Below are 21,249 nucleotides of genomic sequence, written 5' to 3' on the forward strand. Positions count from 1 at the left end.
TGTGGAGGCAAGGCATCACAGAATCAGCGATATGTCAACAATACTGACCTATCACTTCGCCAGGCTCATGCGGCCCGGCGCTGGGGCGCCGCCGGCGCCTGATCAATGGTGAAGGTTCCCACCAGCTGGAAAAGGCCCTCGGCTTCCTGCGAAAGCGCATGTGTTGCTGCCGTCGTCTCTTCCACCATGGCGGCGTTGCGCTGCGTGCCCTGATCAATCAGGTTGATGGAGCTGGTAATCTCGCCAAGGGCGCCGGATTGTTCCTGCGTGCCCTGCACGAGGGCTGCGACATTGGCGCTGAGTTCAACAACATCGTTGACGATCTTGTCCAGCGCCTCGCCGGTGGCAGCCACGAGATGCACGCCTCTTTCCACCTGGGAGGTGGAGGTGCTGATAAGGCCGCGAATTTCCTTGGCGGCATTGCCGGAGCGTTGCGCCAGTTCGCGCACTTCCTGCGCCACCACGGCAAATCCCTTGCCCGCCTCGCCCGCGCGGGCAGCCTCCACCCCGGCATTGAGGGCCAGAAGATTGGTCTGGAAGGCAATCTCGTCTATGACCCCCAGAATGGTGGAAATCTTGCGAGAGGATTGCTCGATCTCATCCATGGCAGCGACCGTATTGCTCACCACCTCGCCGGATTTCTCGGCATTGTCACGGGTCTGCTCCACGAGCTTACCCATATTCTGTGTGCGTTTGGCCGCTTCCCGCACCGTGGTCGTCACTTCCTCCAGCGCGGCAGCCGCCTCCTCTATCGAAGCCGCCTGCTGTTCGGTGCGCTGGGCAAGATCAGCCGCAGCCGACGCGATTTCGCGAGTGTTGGAAGAGATGGAACAGGCACTGTCCGAAACATTGGCCAGCGTATCGTTCAGCTTGGCCAGCGCCAGATTGAAATTCTTGCGGAGCGCTTCCATTGTGGGAACGAAAGGCTGGTTCAGCGTCTGCGTCAGATCGCCATGCTCAAGTGCGGAAATGGAGCGGCCGAGCTGGTCGATTGCCACCATGCGGCTGGTGACATCGGTGGCGAATTTTACCACCTTCACCACCGTCCCGTTCGTGTCGAGAATCGGATTATAGGAGGCCTGGATCCAGAGGTCGCGGCCATCCTTGGTGAGGCGGCGAAACTCGTCGGCCAGAAACTCCCCCGCCGCAAGCCGCCGCCAGAACTGCGCATAGTCCGGCGATGATGCATAAGTTGCGTCGCAGAACATGCGGTGGTGCCGGCCGACAATCTCATCCAGCCGATAGCCGGTCGCCTTGCAGAAGTTTTCGTTTGCCGTCAAAATCGTGCCATCGGGCCGAAATTCGATAACCGCCTGCGAGCGGGAGATGGCGGCAAGCCATGCTTCATTCTCGCGGCTACGCAGCACATTTTCGGTAATGTCCACCGCATATTTGACGATTTTGTAGGGCTTGCCGCCCCGAAAAACCGGATTATATGAAGCTTCAATCCAGACGTCACGCCCGCCCTTGCCCTTGCGCATGAATTGTGACCGCTGAAAATGCCCGGCTCGCAGATCATTCCAAAAGGTCTTATAGTCAGCACTGCCCGCATAGTCGGGATCTACAAGCATACTGTGATGATGACCTTTCAGCTCCGCAAGGGAATAGCCGATGACATTACAAAATGTTTCGTTTGCATTGAGGATGGTGCCATCCAAAGCGAACTCGATAACGGCCTGGGACCGCCTGAGCGCCTCCGTTTCAGCCATTGCATCCCGAACCGAACCAAACATCACGATCAACCTTTCATGCCCCGGAGATGCGAGCCGCCCAAGCCCTACATCTAATTGAGCATCATCAAATAAAGTTATTAAGCTAAGGCAAATATCGTGGTGAAATACCACCTGAAGCTGAGGAATTTTTCGGGTGAAACATAAAAAATCCATTAATGAGGAAGGGGCATATTTCACACTCTCTGCTGTTTCGGCAGAAACGGGGCTTAGCAAACTTCTGCTGCACGCCTGGGAGCGGCGCTATGAAGCCGTTACGCCACAGCGCACGCAAACCGGCCGGAGGCTTTACACCGCAGCGCAGGTCGAAAGACTTAAACTCCTGAAAGAATGTACTGATTTCGGCCTCAGGATCAGCGCCATCGTGCACGTCCCCGACGATGAACTGCGAAGATTGATGCTCCGCCATCAGGACAGGCTAAGGCTTGCTCCCTTTCTCGAACAGCTAAATACCCTGGATTCCACCGGGTTCGAAGCCTTGCTGCGACAGGAACTGCAAGCACGCGGAATGCGGGAATTTTGCGGGGGCTTTGTGCTTGATCTGTTACACGAGGTGGGCCAATTATGGTCTGACGGCAAGCTCTCCGTGGCCGGTGAGCACATGGCATCGGCGCATATTCGCTCCCTGCTTGGCGAGTTCCTGACCCAGCCCGTGCCGCTGCGCTCGCAAACCCTGTTTCTTTTTGCCACGCTTTCCGAAGAAGCACATGAACTTGGCGCCCTTCTGGCGGCCGTCATGGCGCATCTCAATGGATTTCGCGTGCTCTATCTGGGGCCGGGCCTGCCAAATGACGAGATTGCCGCGGCAGCGCTCACCTCAGGCGCCCGGCTTGTCTGCCTGAGCAGCCTGATCCGCCGCGGCGCCCAAAGCCGCAAACGCATTGAAAATCTCAGGGAAATCCTGCCGCGCCATACCGAGCTATGGCTTGGAGGCCCAGGCTTTGCCGACCTCTCACCTCTCGCAGGAACCCGGCATATTGCTGACCTCTACGAGTTCGAAACAATAGCACGGCTACGTTTCAGCGCTATCGAACATAAAAGATAAACAAAAACCGGACCGGGCCTCAAGAGCCCGATCCGGCGCATTTGCGGGCCTTATCGACAAGCTTGTTCTTGCCGATCCCCCGCGATGCCAAAGGCACGCAAACAAAAAACGGGGATCGGCAGGTCTGGATCACAACTTTTATTAGTTGCGAGCCTTATCGACCAGCTTGTTCTTGCCGATCCACGGCATCATGCCGCGCAGCTTTTCGCCGACTTCTTCGATCTGGTGCTTGTCGTTCATGCGACGAATGCCCTTGAAGCGGGCAGCGCCCGAATGCCACTCCTGCATCCATTCGGCAGTGAACTTGCCGGTCTGGATGTCATGAAGCACGCGCTTCATTTCAGCCTTGGTTTCGGCGGTAATGATGCGCGGACCGGTAACGTATTCGCCCCACTCGGCCGTGTTGGAGATCGAGTAGTTCATGTTGGCGATGCCGCCTTCGTAGATCAGGTCCACGATCAGCTTCACTTCGTGCAGGCACTCGAAATAGGCCATTTCGGGCGCATAGCCACCTTCGACCAGCGTTTCGAAACCGGCGCGGATCAGCTCGACGAGACCGCCGCACAGAACGACCTGCTCGCCGAACAGGTCGGTTTCGCATTCTTCCTGGAAGGTGGTTTCGATGATGCCGGAACGGCCGCCGCCAACGCCGCAGGCGTAGGAAAGAGCCACTTCAAGCGCATTGCCGGAGGCGTTCTGGTGAACGGCCACGAGGCAGGGCACGCCGCCGCCCTTCTGATATTCGCCACGAACGGTGTGGCCGGGGCCCTTCGGCGCGATCATCACCACGTCAACGGACGCCTTCGGCTCGATCAGGCCGAAATGCACGTTGAGGCCGTGCGCGAAAGCAATCGCCGCGCCATCGCGGATGTTCGGCGCAATATCGTTCTTGTAGATGCCGGCCTGCAATTCGTCCGGGGTTGCCATCATCAGCAGATCGCCCCAGGCGGCAGCTTCAGCAACGGTCATGACCTTGAAGCCGTCGGCTTCGGCCTTGGCGGTGGTCGGAGAACCGGCCTTCAGCGCGATGACGACGTTCTGGGCGCCGGAATCCTTGAGGTTCAGCGCATGGGCGCGGCCCTGCGAGCCGTAACCTACGATAACGACCTTCTTGGATTTGATGAGGTTCAGATCGGCATCACGATCGTAATAGACGCGCATTTTATGTCCTTCCCTATGCTGTCTGTGTGGGTGTTTGTTGATGTGCCGGATTGCCCGGTCAAGTTTTTTCCGAACCGTAGAGGACAAGAAAGGCGCTCACCGCCTTTCTTACCCGAGACGGAAATTTTTGCGCATCGGGCCGCTCGCCAAGCAGCAGCCGCACATGCAAATCCGAAACGATGAGGCCGTAAAGCGTGCGATAGGCATCCTCGCCATCATCGAAACGCAACAGGCCATCACGACGGCCAGCATCGAGAAGCGCCCGCGCCCGGCGATCGATCTGGCGGCGGCCACGCTCCAGCAAAAGCTGGCCAAGCCTGGAACCGTCGCGGCTGGTCTGGCCAATTGCCAGCCTGTTCAGCGCCAGTGAAACCTCACCGCCCAGCACGTCCAGAAGGTCGCGACCGAAGAGTTCGAGATGCTCCATCAGCGTCTGGGCATTCAGGCGCTCGCCGGTCCGCTCGAAGGTGCGAACCTTGCTGGCCTGATAGGAAATCATCGCAGAAAGCAGCCCGTCGCGATCACCGAACCACTTGTAAAGGCTTTCCTTGGAGCAATTGGCCGCCCGCGCCAGCCCGGCTGTCGTCAGCGCCTTGTCGCCACCTTCCACGAGCAGGCGCAATGCCTCGGCCAGAACAGCGCTCTGGCGAGGCGAAAACTCTCCCGCTGCCTGAAGCTCGACCGACACTGCCCTTCCTCCCGCGATTGCCCTGAGGCCATTCCCGATAACGCCCGCCAAGACTGGCGTTCCAAATCATGTACCGTACGGTACGGTTCTGATTAATGATCCAGTGCGCTTTCGTCAACTGCTTTCTTGGAGAGGAACGGGCGCTGAGCGGGATTCTCACAAAAGCGTGTCCGTCTTATCGGGCCTCAACCGAATGCCGTTCGCAAAAATGCCGCCTTTTGCTCCAATTTCAACATCGAACCGAACGGTTCGAATTATGCTCCCTTCCTCCCAAGGAGAATTTCCATGAAAGCCATTTGCAACGCATTGCTGTTTTGTCTTGCTCTTTCAGCCCTTTCGGCCTGCACCAGCACTGGACAAAACGACGGATATGCTGGCACAAACTCCCGGCCCCACAGCCATAACCGCTATGTTCCCTGAAACCTGAAGGCCCTTCATGCCAGGCTTGCCGCTGTTTTCGTCTTTGCGCACCACATATTACGGCATTGCCGTTGCGGCAGCCCTGACAGGCGCCTGCCTTGCCCCACCCCTGTCAGCGGCAGCGGCCGAAAACCGCTGCGGCTGGATCGTCAACCCCACGCCCGGCAATTACTGGCTGGATGACGCGAAGGGCACCTGGATCATCATGTCGCAAGGCATTCCCGATGAGCCGGAGGGCGTGGACAAGATCGGCGATCTTTCCGCCGGGGACTATGTGCGCACGAACGGCAATTACGGCTATGGCTGCACCTGCATGAACGTGGACACCGCCAATCGTGACGGCGTGGGCGTCATCACCGCCATTCACAGCGTCAAGCCATTGGCGCTGGCCCGGTGCCGCGCCGACAAATCCCTGCCGAAACCGCAGGATTGAAGCAAGGATCTTCGCTCTAACATATTATTTTTTAAAGATAATCTTATCGATCCTCGTTTCACTCCGGTCGGATTGTGCTCTATACGGCAAAATCAACCGGCACCGCGCTTCCGCTCTTCATGGTTTCCATGGAAATCGATGCGTTGACGTCGAACAATTCCAGCCGCCGCACCAGCCTCCTATAGACCACATCGTAATGCTCCACCCGTGGCAGAACGATCTTGAGGATATAATCATAATGGCCGGTGAGGCGGTGGGCCTCGACTATCTCGGCAATATCGCCGATGGCGCGGCGAAACTGCTCGGTCCATTCATCTGTGTGATGCGCGGTTTTCACCAGCGCATAGACCGTGGTGGGCAGGCCAATCTTTTCCCGGTTCAAAACGGCAATGCGCCGCTCGATATAGCCCAATTCCTCCAGCCGCTGGATGCGCCGCGAGCAGGCCGACACTGAAAGCGCCACCTTTTCAGCCAGATCGGAGACGGGAATGGAGGCATCCCGTTGCAAAAGGTCCAGAATTTTCCGGTCACGTTCATCCAGCACGCCGCTTATCCCCTGTCAAAATACGCCTTATCCCATAAAATTTGCGCAATAGACTCTATAGACGCTGATTTTTTGCGTGAGAAGTTCCTGTAGCCGGAAAAAACGCAAATACAAGGCGAGGTTTCCACGACAAGATCAGCCTGACGCATAAGATTAGAAAGAGGAATTATCCATGAAAACCATCGGCTTGATCGGCGGCATGAGTTTCGAGAGTTCGGCGATCTATTATCGCCTGGTCAACGAGGCGGTCCGCGAGTCGCTGGGCGGGCTTTCTTCGGCACAGGTCATCATGCATTCGGTGAACTTCGCCGAGATTGTCGGCTATCAGACAACGGGGCGCTGGGACCTCGCCGAAAAGGCGCTTGCGGACTGTGCTGCCGGGCTTGAGCGGGCGGGTGCAGACTGCATTCTCATCTGCACCAACACCATGCATCTGATTGCCGACCATGTGGCGGCCAGCATTTCCGTGCCCCTCATTCATATTGTCGATGAAACCTCGGCAGCAATCAAGGCATCGGGCTATCGCCGCCCCCTGCTGCTGGCAACGCGCTACACCATGGAACACGGCTTCTACACCAATCACATGCGCGCCCTTGGTCTTGATCCGATGGTGCCGGATGCCGAGGACCGGCAAACCGTGCATGACGTGATTTTCAAGGAACTTTGCGCTGGCCGTGTCGAGGCCGCCTCACGGGACGCCTATCTGGCCATTATCGAAAAGGCGAAGGCAAAAGGGGCGGATTGCGTCATTCTTGGCTGCACGGAAATCTGCCTGCTGCTCGATCCCGACCAGCTTTGCCTGCCGGGATTCGACTCCACCCGCATCCATGCTCAGGCAGCCGTAACCTTCGCGCTCTCGGGCCGGCGCGAGAAAATGGTGGCCTGAAGGCGTTATCCGCCCGCCATATCGAAACGCTTGCGGGCCTCTACCACGGCCTCGTGATTGACAAGCGCGAAATCGATCAAAGATTGCAGGGCCTGCACCAGCGCCGCCCCCAGCGGTGTCAGGCGATATTCCACACTTGGCGGCTTGGTGGGAAAAACCTGCCGGGCCACATAGCCGTCCCGTTGCAGGTCTCGCAGGGTCTGGGTCAGCATCCGCTGTGAAATATCCGGCACGAAGCGCCGCAATTCCCCGAAACGATAGGGCTTTTGTGCAAGCGCACCGAGAAGCAGCGTGGACCATTTGTCTCCGACATGGGAGATGACGGAACGCACCGGACACACATCCTCCAGTTCCCGTGCCTTGCCGCTTGCCCCGCCAAAGGATGCGATGTCCACCTGCTGCGTCATGAATGCCGGTTCCTTTTTTGTTACCACGCGCGTGAAAACTGCCTTCTTTACATCTCATCCCAACGCGACAATGTAAAGCTGGTCTCCAAAAGAGATCAACACGCAAACCGTGACAGTAACATGCCGAAAGGGCAGACATGACAAGACATCTCGTCACCGGAGCCTCCGGCCAGCTGGGGCAGGCCGTCATCCGGCACCTTCTGGAAACGAGCGGCGTGGCGGCCAGCGACATCGTTGCCGTCAGCCGTGACATTTCAAGACTGGAGGGGCTGAAGGCGAAAGGCATCGAAACCCGTGAAGCCGATTTTTCCGCGCCTGAGGGCCTGGCCGGAGCCTTTGCGGGCGTAGACAACGTGCTGATCATCAGCACGGACGCCATAGGCCACCGCGTGGCACAGCATCAGGCCGCCATCAATGCGGCGAAACAGGCGGGTGCGGCACGTCTTTTCTACACGTCCATGCTGGAGCCTGCCACATCGAAGGTGATTTTTGCGCCCGAACATCAGGCAACCGAAGAGGCTATCCGCGCCAGTGGCCTTGCCTTCACCATTTTCCGCAATGGCTGGTACATGGAAAATCTCTTTGCCGCCATGCAGGGCGCCTTGCCCATCGGCAGATGGTATAGCTCCGCCGCCGAAGGCCGCACCTCCTATATCGCCCGCGATGATATTGCCCGCGCCATTGCTGCCGGGCTTGCCGCACCGGAAAGCGACAACACCATCTATTCTCTCACCGGACAAGAGGCCCTCACCAATCAGGACATCGCAGCGCTGATTTCCCGCATCACCGGAAAGCCGCTCAGCCAGTTCACGGTCAGCGACGAGCAACTGGCCGAGGGGCTGAAAGCCGTTGGCCTGCCTGCCGAGGTGGTGCCGCTGCTGGTATCCTTCGACACGGCGACCCGCGCCGGCGACCTCTCGGCCATCTCCGGCGACGTGGAGCGTCTTACCGGCACGAAGCCGCAAACGCTTGAAGCCTTTCTGGAGGCCCACAAGGAAAGGCTGGGGCGCTAGAGCATTTTCAGGAAAAGTGGAAACCGGTTTTCCGTCCGGAAATGCGTAAAAACAAACAGTTAGAGCCTTTCACCGTTTCCCTGAAACAGTGAAAGGCTCTAAATCATCTCACGACGTTGAGCCGGGTTCCCTCCCCCGCAGAACCTACACCGGCTCACCGCAGGCATGGCGGAAACGGCGAACCGTTTCCGCCATGCCGAACTCAAGCGCGTCCGCCGTCAGCCCGTGACCGATCGACACTTCCGCAAGGTAGGGAATGCGCCTTGCCAGCGCAGGAAGATTGGCAACGGTCAGGTCATGGCCGCCATTGACGCCCATGCCAAGCGCATGGGCCGCATCCGCAGTCCGGCCCAGAAGGTCAAGCTGAACCTCTGCCTTTTCCGGCGCATCGTAACATCCGCCATAAGGGCCGGTGTAAAGTTCAATTCTGTCGGCGCCGGTGGCCTTTGCCTTTTCGACAGCGCCAGCCTCGCCGTCGCCGTCGGCAAACAGCGAAACCCGCAAGCCCTTGCGCTTCAGCCGCTGCACAACGCCCCGCAACAGATCGCCATGGGCGGCAAAGTCCCAGCCGTGATCGGAGGTGGCCTGCGCGGGATCATCGGGAACCAGCGTGACCTGATCGGGCTCGATGGCTTCGCAAAGAGCCAGAAAATCCTCCCCCGGATAGCCTTCCATGTTGAATTCCGCCCCCGGAAATTCATCATCGATCAAGGCGCGCAAAACCGGCAGATCGCTGAAGCGGATATGCCGCTGGTCCGGCCGGGGATGCACCGTCAAGCCATGGGCGCCCGCCAAAAGCGCCAGACGCCCGAAATGCCGAACATCCGGCCAGGGCAAATCCCGGCGGTTGCGTAACATGGCAATTGCGTTAAGATTGACGGAAAGCTTTGCAGGCATCAGCATCGATCCCGGAGGTTGACGTCATGGCAGAAAGCAACTCTGCCATAACCAGGAAAATTGACTTTTTCTAATGCCTTATCCTGCCGAACACCAACAAGTTTCGCCAATCGATGGATGATATTTTCTGATACTTGAACCGCCTACACCATAAAAGAGAGTTCTATCCCCATCAAAACCGGGGGTTTGAATTTTAGTTTAATTGATGATAGCTTGATTTTCAGTAGTTTACCGCAGATCGGGGGCGATTCCTGCGGTATACATGCGTAGCAGGCTTTGCGTGAAACGGGGAACTCATCGCAACGGGAGATGCCGCATGGAAGGACAACAGCCGTCCATCCTTTCCAAGCCACATTCGGCAGCACAATTTCAATCGGGACTGGGCTTCCTGCCCTCCGTTCCGCTACCGGACGACATTCCGCCCGAACCGGTGGGCATTTCGGACATGGCCAACCTGTTTGGCGTTACGCATCGCACCTTGCATTTCTACGAGGAAAAAAACCTGCTGTCCGCCAGCCGGATCGGCCTTATGCGGGTGTATTTTCACCGCGACATCGGCCGCATGGCCGTCATCAACACCTGCCGGGAAACAGGAATGCCGGTGGCCGCCATTCAGGACCTGATGGGCGAACTGGCCGAAGCCGCCAGCCAGATGGAGGCTGAGAGCCTGCTGAATGCAGCCCTCGAAGACCGAAAGCGCGAACTTGTTTCCGCGCAATCGCTGATCATGCGGCAAATGCAGCAGATCAACGGCCTGCTGACACGGGCAGACGACAACAAGGACCAGCCGGACGTGCGCATTCCAGACCCTGCCATCGATTTCAACGACATGGAACATCATTGCCTCAGCCTTATGGCGGAGGGTTACAGCCCGCCCCGCATATCCCGCAACATGCAACTGACGCCGGAGGCCGTGCAGACGCTGGAACAGAACATCATGCGAAAACTTAAAGCCACGAACCGCTTTCAGGCCGTTGCCAAGGCTGTGCTTCTGGGGCTTGTCGCCTCCTGAGAAACGCCGGAAAACGGAAAATTCCCCCGCCCCTCTTTAACGAACAATGGTCAGCGTCTCGGCGGCGCGTGTCACGGCGGTATAAAGCCAGCGCTCGCGCGTATCCCGGAAAGCCCAGCTTTCATCGAACAGCACGACATTGTTCCACTGCGAACCTTGCGCCTTGTGCACCGTCAGCGCATAGCCAAAATCAAACTCGTCATAGCGCTTTCGGGTCGTCCAGGGAATTTCGGTTTCAAGCTCCTCGAAAGCCGCCTTCAGCAGCTTGATCTTGGCCGAACCGCGGTCCATGTCGTCGTCTTCCGGCTTGATCAGCAGGTTGATACCGGGCTTGACGGTCTCGCGGGAGGAACTCATGACCTGCCACAGCGAACCGTTCAGCAAGCCCTTGACCTGATCATTGCGCAGGCAGACCAGCTTGTCACCGGCCTGCGGATAATCCACCGTGAAACCTTTCAGTTCGCGAAGCCGCTTGTTGTAGCGTCGCCGCGTCTTGTTGGTGCCAACCAGAACCTGATCGGCCCCCAGCACGAGATCCTGATTGACCTCGTTGCGGGAAATAACCCGCGCCTTGCCATAATCGCCGTGCGCGACCTCCTGTCCTTCGCGGATCTGCATGGCAAGCTGAATTATGGGGTTGTCCCGCGCCTGACGATGGATTTCCGTCAGCAGATAATCCGGCGCCTGCTCGGTGAAAAAACCGCCGCCCGTGACCGGCGGCAATTGTCCCGGATCGCCCAGCACAAGAATGGGCGTGCCAAAGCTCAGAAGGTCGCGGCCAAGCTGCTCGTCCACCATGGAGCATTCATCGATAACGATCAGTGCCGCCTTGGCCACCGGGCTCTGCCGGTTGATCGAAAACATCGGCGAAATCGAGGTACGCCCCGTCTCCTCATCCTCCACCGCTTCCTCGCCCCGCGGACGGTAGATCAGCGAATGAATGGTCTTGGCATTGGAGGCGCCGCGCGAGCGCAAGACCTGCGCGGCCTTGCCGGTGAAGGCGGCAAAGAGCACCTCGCCGTCCACATGCTCGGCAAAATAGCGGGCAAGCGTGGTCTTGCCTGTCCCCGCATAGCCAAACAGCCGGAAGATCGGTTGCTTTCCCTCCTTCAGCCATTGGGAAACGGCTTTCAGGGCTTCATCCTGTTGAGGCGCAAATTGCATGGCTCAGGAGATGCGCGGATTCGAGCCGCAATTGCAAGAAGAAAAGGAGAACATCAACCGTTGTGATCGGTCATTCCAGAGAGCGGCCGCCCGCTCTTCTGAAATATTACCCCTTCAGACAGGCAGCAAGATCGGCACTGCTTTCCTCTTCGCCGTCGGGGCCGAAGGCGTCATAACAATCGGCTGCCCATTCGCCATGGGCGTCGAGCATCACGCTCTGCTGCGGATGTATTGCCGGCAGACGCGCAGTCTTGTTCGGGTTGACGTGAGTATAACCGGCGGCCGGCTCTTGCTGGAAAAGCTCGCTGGCCGCAAGACCGGCTGGAACCATCAAACCCGCGATAAGGACAATCACTGCTTTCTTCATGGCAGGCTCCCTTTGTTACCTGCCCGTTAACGCGGCATTTACGGTTTTGTTCAACCGGCTTGCGATCACAGCCCTTCACGAAATGAAAAAGGCCGCCCATTGCTGTGAACGGGCGGCCCATACTTGCAGCTAAAGAAGCGTTACATGCCCTGCGCGCCACGATTCATGGCGGCAATGCCGGTGCGACACACTTCGTTGAGGCCAAGCGGTTTCATGATCGACACGAACTGATCGATCTTGGAAGACTTGCCGGTAAGCTCGAAGATGAAGTGATCCACCGTCGCGTCCACCACCTTGGCATGGAAGGCATCGGCCAGACGCAGGGTTTCGGCGCGCATTTCGCCGGTGGAGACCACCTTGACCAGCGCCACTTCGCGCTCGATGGGCCGCTCCTGCCCAGACTGGCGGGCGCGAACCGTCAGGTCCACCACGCGGTGAACCGGCACGATGCGCTCAAGCTGCGCCTTGATCTGCTCCAGCACCTGCGGTGTGCCGCGGGTGACGATGGTGATGCGCGACAAATGCGCCTCGTGCTCGGTTTCGGAAACGGTGAGGCTTTCGATATTGTAGCCACGGCCGGAGAACAGGCCGATGACGCGGGCAAGAACGCCCGGTTCGTTGTCCACCAGCACCGAAAGCGTGTGGCTTTCGATGGAGGCGGTTTCGGTGGCGATGAAATAGGCGGAGCCGGTTGGCTGTAGATGTGCGTTCATGATCCTAGATCCCCCTGATCAGACGAGCTGACGGCCCTTGCTGTCGATTGCCGTGGCAACGGCTTCGTCGGTGGCCTCATCCGGCAGCAACATTTCATTATGCGCCTTGCCGGAGGGGATCATCGGGAAGCAGTTGGTGAGGTTGGCCACCCGGCAATCGAAGATCACCGGCTTTTTCACATTGATCATTTCCTGAATGGCGCCATCCAGATCCTCCGGCTTTTCGCAGCGCAGGCCAACGGCGCCATAGGCTTCCGCCAGCTTCACGAAATCCGGCATGGCTTCCGTATAGGAGTTGGACAGCCGGTTGCCATGCAGCAATTGCTGCCACTGGCGCACCATGCCCATATACTGGTTGTTGAGAATGAAGATCTTCACCGGCAGATCATACTGGATGGCGCAGGACATTTCCTGAATGCACATCTGGATCGAGGCGTCACCGGCAATATCGATGACCAGGCTTTCGGGATGCGCCACCTGCACGCCGATGGCGGCGGGGAAACCATAGCCCATGGTGCCGAGGCCGCCCGAAGTCAGCCAGCGGTTCGGCTGTTCGAAGCCGTAATATTGCGCCGCCCACATCTGATGCTGGCCCACTTCCGTGGTGATGTAGGTATCGCGATCCTTCGTGGCCTCATAAAGGCGCTCCAGCGCGAATTGCGGCATGATGACATCGCGCGAGGGCGTGTAGGAAAAGGACTTGCGGGCCTTCCAGCGGGCCACGCTTTCCTTCCATTCCGCCGTCTGGGCCGCGTCCGGCTTTTTCGGCATGGCCCGCCACAGGCGCACCATATCTTCCAGCACATGGCCGACATCGCCGGTGATCGGAATATCGACGCGCACATTCTTGTTGATCGAGGACGGATCGATGTCGATGTGGATTTTCTTGGAATTGGGCGAAAAGGCATTGAGACGGCCGGTAATGCGGTCATCGAAGCGCGCGCCGATACAGACCATCACATCGCAATCATGCATGGCCATATTGGCCTCGTAGGAACCGTGCATCCCCAGCATTCCCAGCCAGTTCTTGCCCGATGCCGGATAAGAGCCGAGCCCCATCAGGGTCGAAGTGATCGGGAAATCGGTCAGCGCCACCAGTTCGCGCAGCAGGCGGGACGCTTCCGGGCCGGAATTGACCACGCCACCGCCGGAATAGATGACCGGACGGCGGGCGCTGGCCATGAGTTCGATTGCCGCCTGAATGGCGCGGGCATCGCCCTGCATCTTCGGCTGGTAGCTCTTTTGAATCGGGTGGGCTTCCGGCGGCACATAGGTGCCGGTGGCAAATTGCACGTCCTTGGGAATATCGACGACCACCGGCCCCGGACGGCCCGTCTGGGCAATGCGGAAGGCTTCATGAATGGTGCGGGCCAGATCGTTCACATCCTTCACCAGCCAGTTATGCTTGGTGCAGGGGCGCGTGATGCCAACCGTGTCGCATTCCTGAAAGGCATCCGAGCCGATCAGCGTGGTCGGCACCTGCCCCGTCAGGCACACCAGCGGCACGCTGTCCATCAGCGCATCCTGCAAGGGCGTGACCGCATTGGTGGCGCCGGGGCCGGAGGTGACGAGCATGACGCCGACCTTGCCGGTGGAGCGGGCATAGCCTTCCGCCGCATGGCCGGCCCCCTGTTCATGGCGCACGAGAATGTGCTGGATCTCGTCCTGCTGGAAGATCTCGTCGTAAATCGGCAGCACAGCGCCGCCCGGATAGCCGAATACGTGTTCGACACCATTATCCTTCAGCGCTTTCAGAACGATTTCCGCGCCGGTCATCCGATTGTCCTTGCCCGTCATGCCTCTTCCCGTTTCATGTTCTTGACTTAGGGGGATGGAGTAGCTGCTACCCCGGTTCTGGCCATAAAAAAAGGCCCCTTTGAGGAGCCTCGGTGTCGCGCATGGGTGGCTGATGCCTGACGGTCACACCGTCATGCCCATGCGCGTTCCCACCACGATAAGTACGTTAAACTTTGCCATGGGTGCGATTGATAAACATCATGCAAGCCAGCGTCAACGCCGAGACGGCCAGAAATCCGGCAAAAGCAGGATTTTTTTAACCCGACCCGGCAAATTCCCTCAAGAATGGGGGTATAGCCATACACGGGTTATTAAGGGGCGGCGTCTAAGTTCCATTTCTGGGTATAATGCGCCTCCGCACGCATCCGGCAGGCGCGAAAAGACATTTTCAAAAACAGTGCCGCCTCATTTGCGGTTCATGTGTGGAGCAGGTCTTGCGCGATTTCGAGCACTCCAAACCCGGCCCCGCGGGTGAAATGGAACGGCGGGACACCCTGAAGCCGGGCAACCGCTTTCTTGGCAGGGTCGTGGCCTGTAGCGGCTCTCGCGCCACAATCGCCGCAACCGCAGAAGCGGGCAGCACCGAGCTTCCGGAACTGTGGTCCGTGGGGCGCCTCATTTCCATCAGCGTCAACCAGAACCGTGTCGTGGCGCTGGTCTATTCCATGCAGACATCAGGACGCCAATGGGCCGAGCAGCAGGATAACAGCTTCCTGTTCGAAGTGGAGCTGATGGGCGAGGTCCACAAGACGCCGGGGGGAACGGAGGAGTTTTCCACCGGCATTTCGCAATATCCGCATCTGGGCGCCATTGCCCACCGTATCCGCGCCGCCGATCTGGCGCGCATCTATGCCTCGCGCGCCGGAGGCAGCACGGTTATCGGCCATCTCAGCCAGGACAGGAGCATCGAGGCCGCCATTCACGTGCCCACCATGCTGTCCAAGCATTTCGCCGTCGTCGGCTCCACGGGTGTGGGCAAATCCACCGCCGTTTCGCTGCTGCTGCACAAGGCGATCCAGCACGATCCCAAGCTCAGGGTTCTCATTCTCGACCCGCATAACGAATTTGCCGCCGCCTTTCCCGATCAGGCCATGGTGATCGATACCGACACGCTGGACCTGCCCTTCTGGCTGATGCGGCTGGATGAATTCACCGAGGTTCTCTATCGCGGCCGCCCGCCCGTGCCGGAAGAGCTGGATGCGCTGCGCGATCTGATGCCGGAAGCAAAGCGCGCCTTTCGCGGCTCGGACGCCAGCCTTGTCCGCCGCAGCGAACGCACCGCCTTTACCGCCGACACCCCCGTTCCCTATCGCATGGCAGACCTTCTGGCGCTGATCGACGAGCGCATCGGCAAGCTGGAAGGGCGTGACGAAAAACCCTTCCTGCGCGCCCTGAAAATGCGCATCATGGCCGCTGTCAACGATCCGCGTTATCGCTTCATGTTTTCCAATAACACGATCAGCGATACGATCATGGAAACCATTGCCCATGTGTTTCGCGTGCCGGGCAACGGGCGGCCGATCTCCACCTTCCAGCTCTCCGGCATCCCCTCGGAGGTGGTCAATTCGGTCGCCTCCGTGCTGTGCCGCATGGCTTTCGAACTGGCACTCTGGTCGAATGGCGCCATCCACATGCTGGTGGTTTGCGAAGAGGCGCACCGCTATGTGCCCGCCGATCCTTCGCTTGGCTTCTTCCCCACCCGCCAGGCCATTGCGCGTATTGCCAAGGAAGGCCGCAAATACGGTGTGTCGCTCGGCATCGTCACGCAGCGGCCGGGGGAGCTGGACCAGACCATCCTTTCGCAATGCTCCACCGTGTTTGCCATGCGCCTTGCCAATGACCGCGACCAGGACATCATCCGCTCGGCCCTGCCGGACAGCTCGATTTCCACCACCAGCTTCATTTCCTCGATCAGCAATGGCGAGGCGATAGCCTTCGGCGAGGCCGTTCCCGTTCCCATGCGCATGTTGTTCGAGCGGGTGGAAGAAAAGCGGCTGCCGCGGCCGGCCGGCACCGCCGCCCGAATGAATGACGAAGCTCCGGAAAACATGGATCTCAGAGAGATTATTTCGCGGATGCGCTCCACCACCGAGCCGGACATCAGCGCCTTCCAGCAATCCTTCACCGCCGCTGAGCAGCATAGGCAAGCGCTGGCCAATGACCCAACGGTCGATCCCTCCACCCCGATAGAACCCTACCGCCCGGAAATGTTGCCTGGCCTTGAGTCACCCGTCTCACCGGGGGCGGGCTTTCGGCCGCAACCTGCCCACGCCCAGCCCCGGCAGGGCGACCATGGCAGCATGTTTGCCAGCGCACCCTCGCCCGCCGCTCCCCGGCGCGAAACCGGCATGAGCCTGCGCGACAGCATTTTGAAGCGGCCGCTGCGGGATTGACGGCTGCGTGCTTTCAGGGCTGGTTGCGGCGGGCGGCATCGGCCAGAATGCTCAGATGCCGCTCGATCAGCGTCAGAAAGGCGATGGTGCCGCAAATGAGCGCTGCGACCACAGCCCCGCCAATCGCACCGAAGATCGCGCCGGGAATGGAAAAATTGCCATCGTAATAATAATAGGCGCTGCCACCGGCGCCCCCTGTCATCGCCCCCACGACGATGATGACAAGAGCAAACAGAATATTCAGCGTTGAGAGCGTACGGGCCAGAAAGCGGTTCATGGGAACATCCTCGACAGACGAAAAAACCGGCGGCGCAGCCCCGGCTTCTGCGGCAGAAACAAGCACGCCGCGCGGCCTTGCGCAAGCACCCCTCACCTTGCGTCAACTTACCCTTTCCCAGCTTTCATCCATCTGGTTGCGAAACCACGTCATTTGCCGCTTGGCATATTGGCGGGTCGCGGCAGAGGCCTGCTCCACCGCTTCGGCACGGCTCAACGTGCCATTCAGCATGGCGGCAATCTGCGAAACGCCAATCGCTTTCATAACCGGCAGATCGGCAGGCAGGGACTGCGCCAACAACGCACGCACTTCCTCCACGGCGCCCTCCTCCATCATCGCGGCAAAGCGGCGGTTGATGCGCGAATGCAACAGCGCGCGGTCCGGAAGCACCACCATTTTCAACGCGCTGTGCGGATCGACCAGCATCGGGCCGGTCTTTTCCTGAAAATAGGCAATCGACCGGCCGGTTTCCTCCAGCACTTCCAGCGCCCGGATGATTCTCTGGCCATCGGCGGGGTTGAGCCTTGCCGCCATGCCAGGGTCACGCTGCATAAGCTCGGCATGGAGGCATTCCGGCCCTTCGCCATCGGCCCTCTGGCGAAATCTTTCCCGCGTGGCGGCAGATATGGGCGGCATCTCGGAAAGCCCCCCCGTCAATGCCCGGAAGTAGAGACCCGTGCCGCCGATAATGATCGGCAGGCGGCCCTGCCTGCGGCAATCGGCCAGAACGTCGGCCACCTCGCGCAGCCAGTCGCCGGTGGAATAGGCGGCGCCTGCCGGTACATGGCCATAGAGCAGATGCGGCACGCCATCCATATCCGCTTGCGAGGGCCGGGCCGTTACCACGCTGAGCGTGTCATAAACCTGCATACTATCGGCGTTAATCACCACACCGTCATGGCGGCGCGCAAGCTCCAGTGCCCGCGCGGACTTGCCGCTGGCGGTCGGCCCGGTTATCAGGATCGCATCAAAGTCTGTCATAGGGTTCTTCATCATGGCCTTCGTTGCCACGCTTATCGCAAATCCGTCCAATCCGGCAATCACATCTGACCTTGCCGAACAGGCCGCAGCCGCCATTTCCGCCTCCGGGCTTTACTGGCTGGCCGATGGCGTGGCCTGCGATCTTGCCGTGCAGGATGGCGCCGATCTGGCGGCTTGTGAAGAGGCGCTGCGCCGCGTCATTGCCGGGGAACCCATCGATCTTGCCATTCAGAATGCCGAAGGCCGCCGCAAGGCCTTTCTGATTGCCGATATGGATTCCACCATGATCGGCCAGGAATGCATCGATGAGCTGGCCGCCGAAGTTGGATTGAAGGACAAGGTCTCTGACATCACCGCCCGCGCCATGAACGGCGAAATCGCCTTCGAGCCGGCCCTGCGGGAGCGGGTGGCGCTGCTCAAGGGCCTGCCGATCGGCGTTGTGGACGAGGTGATCGCAAAGCGCATTACACTCACCCCCGGCGGGCCAGAGCTGATCGCCACCATGAAGGCACGCGGCCACTATACCGCGCTCGTTTCCGGCGGCTTCACCGTCTTTACCGCCCGCATTGCCGAAAAGCTCGGCTTCCACGAAAACCGCGCCAATATTCTGCTCGAAAAGGACGGACATCTGACCGGCGAAGTGGCCGAACCCATTCTGGGCAAGCAGGCCAAGGTAGATGCCCTGCTGGACATTACAGCCCGCCTTGGCATTTCACCGGAAGACTGCATGGCCGTGGGTGACGGCGCAAACGATCTGGGAATGCTGGGCATTGCCGGGTCGGGCGTTGCATTGCACGCCAAGCCCACCGTTGCCGCCCAGGCAAAAATCCGCATCGACCACAGCGACCTGACCGCCCTGCTCTACCTTCAGGGTTATCGCAGGACGGATTTCGTCACCCCATGAAAATCCTCGAGACAGATCGCCTGCTTCTGCGCAACTGGCGGGAAAGCGACCGCGATCTGTTTCGCGAAATCAACCGCGACCCCAAGGTCATGGAGTTTTTTCCCATGCGCCGCAGCCATGCGGAAGCGGATGCGATGATGGACCGCATCCGCCAGCTCATCACGCAAACGGGCCTGTGCTTTTACGCCGTCGAGTTGAAGGAAACGGGCGAGCCCATGGGCTTTTGCGGCTTGTCCGATGCCATGCTCCCGGACCTGCTGCCCGAGGGCACGGTGGAAATCGGCTGGCGGCTGGCCACGCGCTTCTGGGGCAATGGCTATATTACCGAGGCGGCGCGGGCGCTTCTGGCCCACGCCTTCGACCAGCTTCACCTTGCGCAGGTCGTTTCTTTCGCCGTTCACACGAACAGGCGCTCCATTGCCGTCATGCAGCGCATTGGCATGGCGCATCAGCCGGATGGCGATTTCGACCATCCCCGCGTGCCGGACAGCCACCCCCATCTCAAGCGCCATGTGCTTTACCGCATGACCGCCGCCGAATGGCGGCAGATGCAAGCTTAACACAATGGTTGAAGTGACGGATTCACTTTGCAAGCATCACTGGACAAGCTGCTGAAACGACTCGCATTTACTGGACGGACGGAAGCCATCCTTGGCTTACTCACTCCAGCGGGATCGCCACGAAGCGCAGATCGCCTCTGGCATTCGCCACCATGAGATGGGCGCTGCGGCGGCCGTCATTCTTCAGCTTGGCCAGCTTTTCAGCCAGCACCTCGGGCGTATCGACGAATTCCTGGCCAACCTCCACGATCACCTCGCCAACTTTCAACCCCTTCTGCGCAGCCTGAGAGCCTGGCTCGACGCTGGTAATCAGCAGGCCTTCCACACTTTCGGCAATGGAGTTGGCGGCGCGGTTTTCGTCATCGAGTGTCTCTAAGCCAAGACCCATGATGCTATCGGCGGCCTCGCCCTGCTCCGCGCCATCCTTGCCCGGTGCATTCGGATCAGCCTGTTCCTCGCTCTTTGCGTCCGGCTTTTCGTCCTGCATTCTGGCAAGCCGCACCTTCACCGTCTGGCGCTTGCCATCGCGGAAGATCACGGCGTCAATCTCCTGATCGATCGGGCTTTCGGCCACACTGCGCACGAGATCGCGGCTCTCCGCCACATCCTTGCCGTTGAAGGAAATGACGACATCGCCCACCTTGAGCGGCCCCTTGGCCGATGGCCCGCCATCGATGATGCTGCCGATCAGCGCGCCACGGCCAGCCTTGATGCCTGCCGCTTTCGCCAGATCGTCGGGCACCGGTTGGATGCGCACGCCAAGCCAGCCGCGCCGCGTTTCCCCATATTGACGAAGCTGGTCGATGACATTCTGGGCAAGTTCGGTCGGCACGGCAAAACCGATGCCGATGGAGCCGCCGCTTGGCGAAATGATCGCCGTGTTGATGCCGATGACCTCACCGGCCATGTTGAACAGCGGGCCACCCGAATTGCCCTTGTTGATGGCGGCGTCGGTCTGGATGAAATTATCGTAAGGCCCGGCATTGATATTACGCCCCCGCGCCGAAACGATGCCAAGCGTAACCGAACCGCCAAGACCGAAGGGGTTGCCAATCGCCATGACCCAGTCACCGATGCGCATCTTTTTCGAATCACCGAACTTCACGGCCTGCAAGGGCTCCGGCGGCTCGACCTTCAGCACGGAAAGATCGGTTTTGGTATCCGTGCCGACAAGCTTGGCCTTGAGCTTGGAACCATCGGCAAAGATGACCTCGATGTCGTCGGCATTTTCAATGACGTGGTTGTTGGTGACGATATAGCCGGAAGGATCGATCACGAAGCCCGAACCCAGCGAATTCACCTTGTGATTGGGGCCATCGCCGCCGCGATTCTTGAAAAAGTCCTCGAAGAGATCCTCGAAGGGCGAGCCCTTCGGCACCTGTGGCACGGGGCTGGTTTCCTCGTCCTTGACATTCTGCGAGGTGGCGATGTTGACGACCGATTGCAGCAGGCCTTCGGCAATATCGGAAACCGGCGCCGGGCCGGTCAGCTTGGCATTGGCCGCAGGCGCCCCGCCCGGTTGGGCGCCAAGCGCGGTTTGCGCGAAAGCCGGAAAGGCCGTCTCGCCCGCCATGCCCGCGGCCAGCAGCAGACACAGCCCCGTCATGCCAAGCCCCCGCATCCGGAGGCTGGACGGATAGGGGCAAGCGCCCTTCTGACGCGGGTTCGTTGCGGCGCGCTGCTTCATCGGCTTCCTCTGCGAGACATTCGAGTGCGGGGCATCATAGGACGTGGCGCTTCAAACCGAAACGGTGGACCATGACTTGTTCACGCTATCTTGAGGGCAAAAGAGCATTTTCAGGAAAAGCGGAAGCCGGTTTTCCGTCTGAAAATGCGAAAAAACCAAATAGTTAGAGC

At 59.5% G+C, this 21,249-nt stretch carries 21 protein-coding genes; 8 read left to right on the forward strand and 13 right to left on the reverse strand.

Annotated features, from left to right (window positions below; translation table 11 throughout):
* Positions 1-65 precede the first annotated feature (65 nt).
* Entirely contained in the window at positions 66-1,739 is a 1,674-nt protein-coding gene (locus tag T424_RS21290; RefSeq protein WP_051559070.1) for a methyl-accepting chemotaxis protein, read from the reverse strand.
* A 127-nt stretch (positions 1,740-1,866) separates the two neighbouring features.
* Between T424_RS21290 and T424_RS0115705 the strand changes: the two genes are divergently transcribed.
* A complete protein-coding gene (locus T424_RS0115705; protein ID WP_027488562.1) occupies positions 1,867-2,775 on the forward strand; it encodes a MerR family transcriptional regulator in 909 nt (302 codons plus the stop codon).
* 141 nt (positions 2,776-2,916) lie between these two features.
* Here the strand turns inward: T424_RS0115705 and ilvC are convergent, their stop codons facing one another.
* Together ilvC and T424_RS0115715 are read right to left on the reverse strand one after the other, a co-directional pair.
* Complete coding sequence (ilvC, locus tag T424_RS0115710; protein WP_330217735.1) at positions 2,917-3,978, reverse strand: ketol-acid reductoisomerase; 1,062 nt, start codon at positions 3,976-3,978, stop codon at positions 2,917-2,919.
* Positions 3,979-3,994: 16 nt separating this feature from the next.
* Entirely contained in the window at positions 3,995-4,624 is a 630-nt protein-coding gene (locus T424_RS0115715) for a TetR/AcrR family transcriptional regulator C-terminal domain-containing protein (RefSeq protein ID WP_027488564.1), read from the reverse strand.
* A 436-nt stretch (positions 4,625-5,060) separates the two neighbouring features.
* On the opposite strand from T424_RS0115715, the gene T424_RS0115720 reads away from it, so the two are divergent.
* Positions 5,061-5,477: a DUF4087 domain-containing protein gene (locus tag T424_RS0115720; RefSeq protein WP_051559057.1), complete on the forward strand. Its 417-nt coding sequence runs from the start codon at positions 5,061-5,063 to the stop codon at positions 5,475-5,477.
* Between the two features lie 79 nt (positions 5,478-5,556).
* Here T424_RS0115720 and T424_RS0115725 read toward each other — a convergent pair whose 3' ends face one another.
* A complete protein-coding gene (locus T424_RS0115725) occupies positions 5,557-6,021 on the reverse strand; it encodes an Lrp/AsnC family transcriptional regulator (protein ID WP_027488566.1) in 465 nt (154 codons plus the stop codon).
* A 172-nt stretch (positions 6,022-6,193) separates the two neighbouring features.
* On the opposite strand from T424_RS0115725, the gene T424_RS0115730 reads away from it, so the two are divergent.
* Positions 6,194-6,907 (forward strand): aspartate/glutamate racemase family protein, encoded by a 714-nt coding sequence (locus tag T424_RS0115730; RefSeq protein WP_027488567.1) that lies wholly within the window; start codon positions 6,194-6,196, stop codon positions 6,905-6,907.
* Between the two features lie 5 nt (positions 6,908-6,912).
* Here the strand turns inward: T424_RS0115730 and T424_RS0115735 are convergent, their stop codons facing one another.
* Positions 6,913-7,314: a winged helix-turn-helix transcriptional regulator gene (locus T424_RS0115735; RefSeq protein ID WP_027488568.1), complete on the reverse strand. Its 402-nt coding sequence runs from the start codon at positions 7,312-7,314 to the stop codon at positions 6,913-6,915.
* 137 nt (positions 7,315-7,451) lie between these two features.
* Between T424_RS0115735 and T424_RS0115740 the strand changes: the two genes are divergently transcribed.
* Positions 7,452-8,327: an SDR family oxidoreductase gene (locus tag T424_RS0115740; RefSeq protein WP_027488569.1), complete on the forward strand. Its 876-nt coding sequence runs from the start codon at positions 7,452-7,454 to the stop codon at positions 8,325-8,327.
* A 144-nt stretch (positions 8,328-8,471) separates the two neighbouring features.
* Here T424_RS0115740 and T424_RS0115745 read toward each other — a convergent pair whose 3' ends face one another.
* Positions 8,472-9,224, reverse strand: a complete 753-nt coding sequence (locus T424_RS0115745; protein ID WP_027488570.1) for a pyridoxine 5'-phosphate synthase — start codon at positions 9,222-9,224, stop codon at positions 8,472-8,474.
* 316 nt (positions 9,225-9,540) lie between these two features.
* Between T424_RS0115745 and T424_RS0115750 the strand changes: the two genes are divergently transcribed.
* Positions 9,541-10,236, forward strand: a complete 696-nt coding sequence (locus T424_RS0115750) for a MerR family transcriptional regulator (RefSeq protein ID WP_051559058.1) — start codon at positions 9,541-9,543, stop codon at positions 10,234-10,236.
* 36 nt (positions 10,237-10,272) lie between these two features.
* On the opposite strand, the gene T424_RS0115755 is transcribed toward T424_RS0115750, so the two are convergent.
* The 4 genes from T424_RS0115755 to T424_RS0115770 form a co-directional block, all read right to left on the reverse strand.
* Positions 10,273-11,400 (reverse strand): ATP-dependent DNA helicase, encoded by a 1,128-nt coding sequence (locus T424_RS0115755; protein ID WP_027488572.1) that lies wholly within the window; start codon positions 11,398-11,400, stop codon positions 10,273-10,275.
* Between the two features lie 106 nt (positions 11,401-11,506).
* Positions 11,507-11,767 (reverse strand): hypothetical protein, encoded by a 261-nt coding sequence (locus tag T424_RS0115760; protein WP_154664957.1) that lies wholly within the window; start codon positions 11,765-11,767, stop codon positions 11,507-11,509.
* Between the two features lie 140 nt (positions 11,768-11,907).
* Positions 11,908-12,480, reverse strand: coding sequence for an acetolactate synthase small subunit (gene ilvN / locus T424_RS0115765; protein ID WP_027488574.1), 573 nt, complete (start codon positions 12,478-12,480; stop codon positions 11,908-11,910).
* A gap of 18 nt (positions 12,481-12,498) precedes the next feature.
* Positions 12,499-14,277 carry an acetolactate synthase 3 large subunit gene (locus T424_RS0115770; protein ID WP_027488575.1) on the reverse strand — a complete coding sequence of 593 codons (1,779 nt, stop codon included), beginning with the start codon at positions 14,275-14,277 and terminating at the stop codon, positions 12,499-12,501.
* Positions 14,278-14,753: 476 nt separating this feature from the next.
* Between T424_RS0115770 and T424_RS0115775 the strand changes: the two genes are divergently transcribed.
* Positions 14,754-16,670, forward strand: a complete 1,917-nt coding sequence (locus tag T424_RS0115775; protein ID WP_051559078.1) for an ATP-binding protein — start codon at positions 14,754-14,756, stop codon at positions 16,668-16,670.
* A 13-nt stretch (positions 16,671-16,683) separates the two neighbouring features.
* On the opposite strand, the gene T424_RS0115780 is transcribed toward T424_RS0115775, so the two are convergent.
* A complete protein-coding gene (locus tag T424_RS0115780) occupies positions 16,684-16,947 on the reverse strand; it encodes a hypothetical protein (RefSeq protein WP_027488577.1) in 264 nt (87 codons plus the stop codon).
* Positions 16,948-17,049: 102 nt separating this feature from the next.
* Positions 17,050-17,943 carry a tRNA (adenosine(37)-N6)-dimethylallyltransferase MiaA gene (gene miaA / locus T424_RS0115785; RefSeq protein ID WP_027488578.1) on the reverse strand — a complete coding sequence of 298 codons (894 nt, stop codon included), beginning with the start codon at positions 17,941-17,943 and terminating at the stop codon, positions 17,050-17,052.
* Between miaA and serB the strand changes: the two genes are divergently transcribed.
* Both serB and T424_RS0115795 read left to right on the forward strand, forming a co-directional pair.
* A complete protein-coding gene (gene serB / locus T424_RS0115790; protein ID WP_027488579.1) occupies positions 17,942-18,832 on the forward strand; it encodes a phosphoserine phosphatase SerB in 891 nt (296 codons plus the stop codon). The two genes, miaA and serB, sit on opposite strands and share 2 nt — an antisense overlap.
* On the forward strand, positions 18,829-19,392 hold the full coding sequence (locus T424_RS0115795) for a GNAT family N-acetyltransferase (protein WP_027488580.1): 564 nt from the start codon (positions 18,829-18,831) through the stop codon (positions 19,390-19,392). Before serB ends, T424_RS0115795 begins: the two co-directional genes overlap by 4 nt.
* 100 nt (positions 19,393-19,492) lie before the next feature.
* Here T424_RS0115795 and T424_RS0115800 read toward each other — a convergent pair whose 3' ends face one another.
* Positions 19,493-21,013 (reverse strand): Do family serine endopeptidase, encoded by a 1,521-nt coding sequence (locus T424_RS0115800; RefSeq protein WP_027488581.1) that lies wholly within the window; start codon positions 21,011-21,013, stop codon positions 19,493-19,495.
* Between the last annotated feature and the right edge of the window lie 236 nt (positions 21,014-21,249).

The organism is Allorhizobium undicola ORS 992 = ATCC 700741 (assembly GCF_000621665.1).
GTDB lineage: Bacteria > Pseudomonadota > Alphaproteobacteria > Rhizobiales > Rhizobiaceae > Allorhizobium > Allorhizobium undicola.

What these genes read in the sequence shown, in the direction of transcription:
- T424_RS0115760 (WP_154664957.1), bottom strand. Translation starts at nt 11,767, where the DNA reads ATGAAGAAAGCAGTGATTGTCCTTATCGCGGGTTTGATGGTTCCAGCC.
- serB (WP_027488579.1), top strand. Translation starts at nt 17,942, where the DNA reads ATGGCCTTCGTTGCCACGCTTATCGCAAATCCGTCCAATCCGGCAATC.
- T424_RS0115730 (WP_027488567.1), top strand. Translation starts at nt 6,194, where the DNA reads ATGAAAACCATCGGCTTGATCGGCGGCATGAGTTTCGAGAGTTCGGCG.
- T424_RS0115720 (WP_051559057.1), top strand. Translation starts at nt 5,061, where the DNA reads ATGCCAGGCTTGCCGCTGTTTTCGTCTTTGCGCACCACATATTACGGC.
- T424_RS0115795 (WP_027488580.1), top strand. Translation starts at nt 18,829, where the DNA reads ATGAAAATCCTCGAGACAGATCGCCTGCTTCTGCGCAACTGGCGGGAA.
- ilvN (WP_027488574.1), bottom strand. Translation starts at nt 12,480, where the DNA reads ATGAACGCACATCTACAGCCAACCGGCTCCGCCTATTTCATCGCCACC.
- T424_RS0115740 (WP_027488569.1), top strand. Translation starts at nt 7,452, where the DNA reads ATGACAAGACATCTCGTCACCGGAGCCTCCGGCCAGCTGGGGCAGGCC.
- miaA (WP_027488578.1), bottom strand. Translation starts at nt 17,943, where the DNA reads ATGATGAAGAACCCTATGACAGACTTTGATGCGATCCTGATAACCGGG.
- T424_RS0115745 (WP_027488570.1), bottom strand. Translation starts at nt 9,224, where the DNA reads ATGCCTGCAAAGCTTTCCGTCAATCTTAACGCAATTGCCATGTTACGC.
- T424_RS0115735 (WP_027488568.1), bottom strand. Translation starts at nt 7,314, where the DNA reads ATGACGCAGCAGGTGGACATCGCATCCTTTGGCGGGGCAAGCGGCAAG.
- T424_RS0115755 (WP_027488572.1), bottom strand. Translation starts at nt 11,400, where the DNA reads ATGCAATTTGCGCCTCAACAGGATGAAGCCCTGAAAGCCGTTTCCCAA.
- T424_RS0115800 (WP_027488581.1), bottom strand. Translation starts at nt 21,013, where the DNA reads ATGCGGGGGCTTGGCATGACGGGGCTGTGTCTGCTGCTGGCCGCGGGC.
- T424_RS0115770 (WP_027488575.1), bottom strand. Translation starts at nt 14,277, where the DNA reads ATGACGGGCAAGGACAATCGGATGACCGGCGCGGAAATCGTTCTGAAA.
- T424_RS0115780 (WP_027488577.1), bottom strand. Translation starts at nt 16,947, where the DNA reads ATGAACCGCTTTCTGGCCCGTACGCTCTCAACGCTGAATATTCTGTTT.
- T424_RS0115750 (WP_051559058.1), top strand. Translation starts at nt 9,541, where the DNA reads ATGGAAGGACAACAGCCGTCCATCCTTTCCAAGCCACATTCGGCAGCA.
- T424_RS0115775 (WP_051559078.1), top strand. Translation starts at nt 14,754, where the DNA reads ATGGAACGGCGGGACACCCTGAAGCCGGGCAACCGCTTTCTTGGCAGG.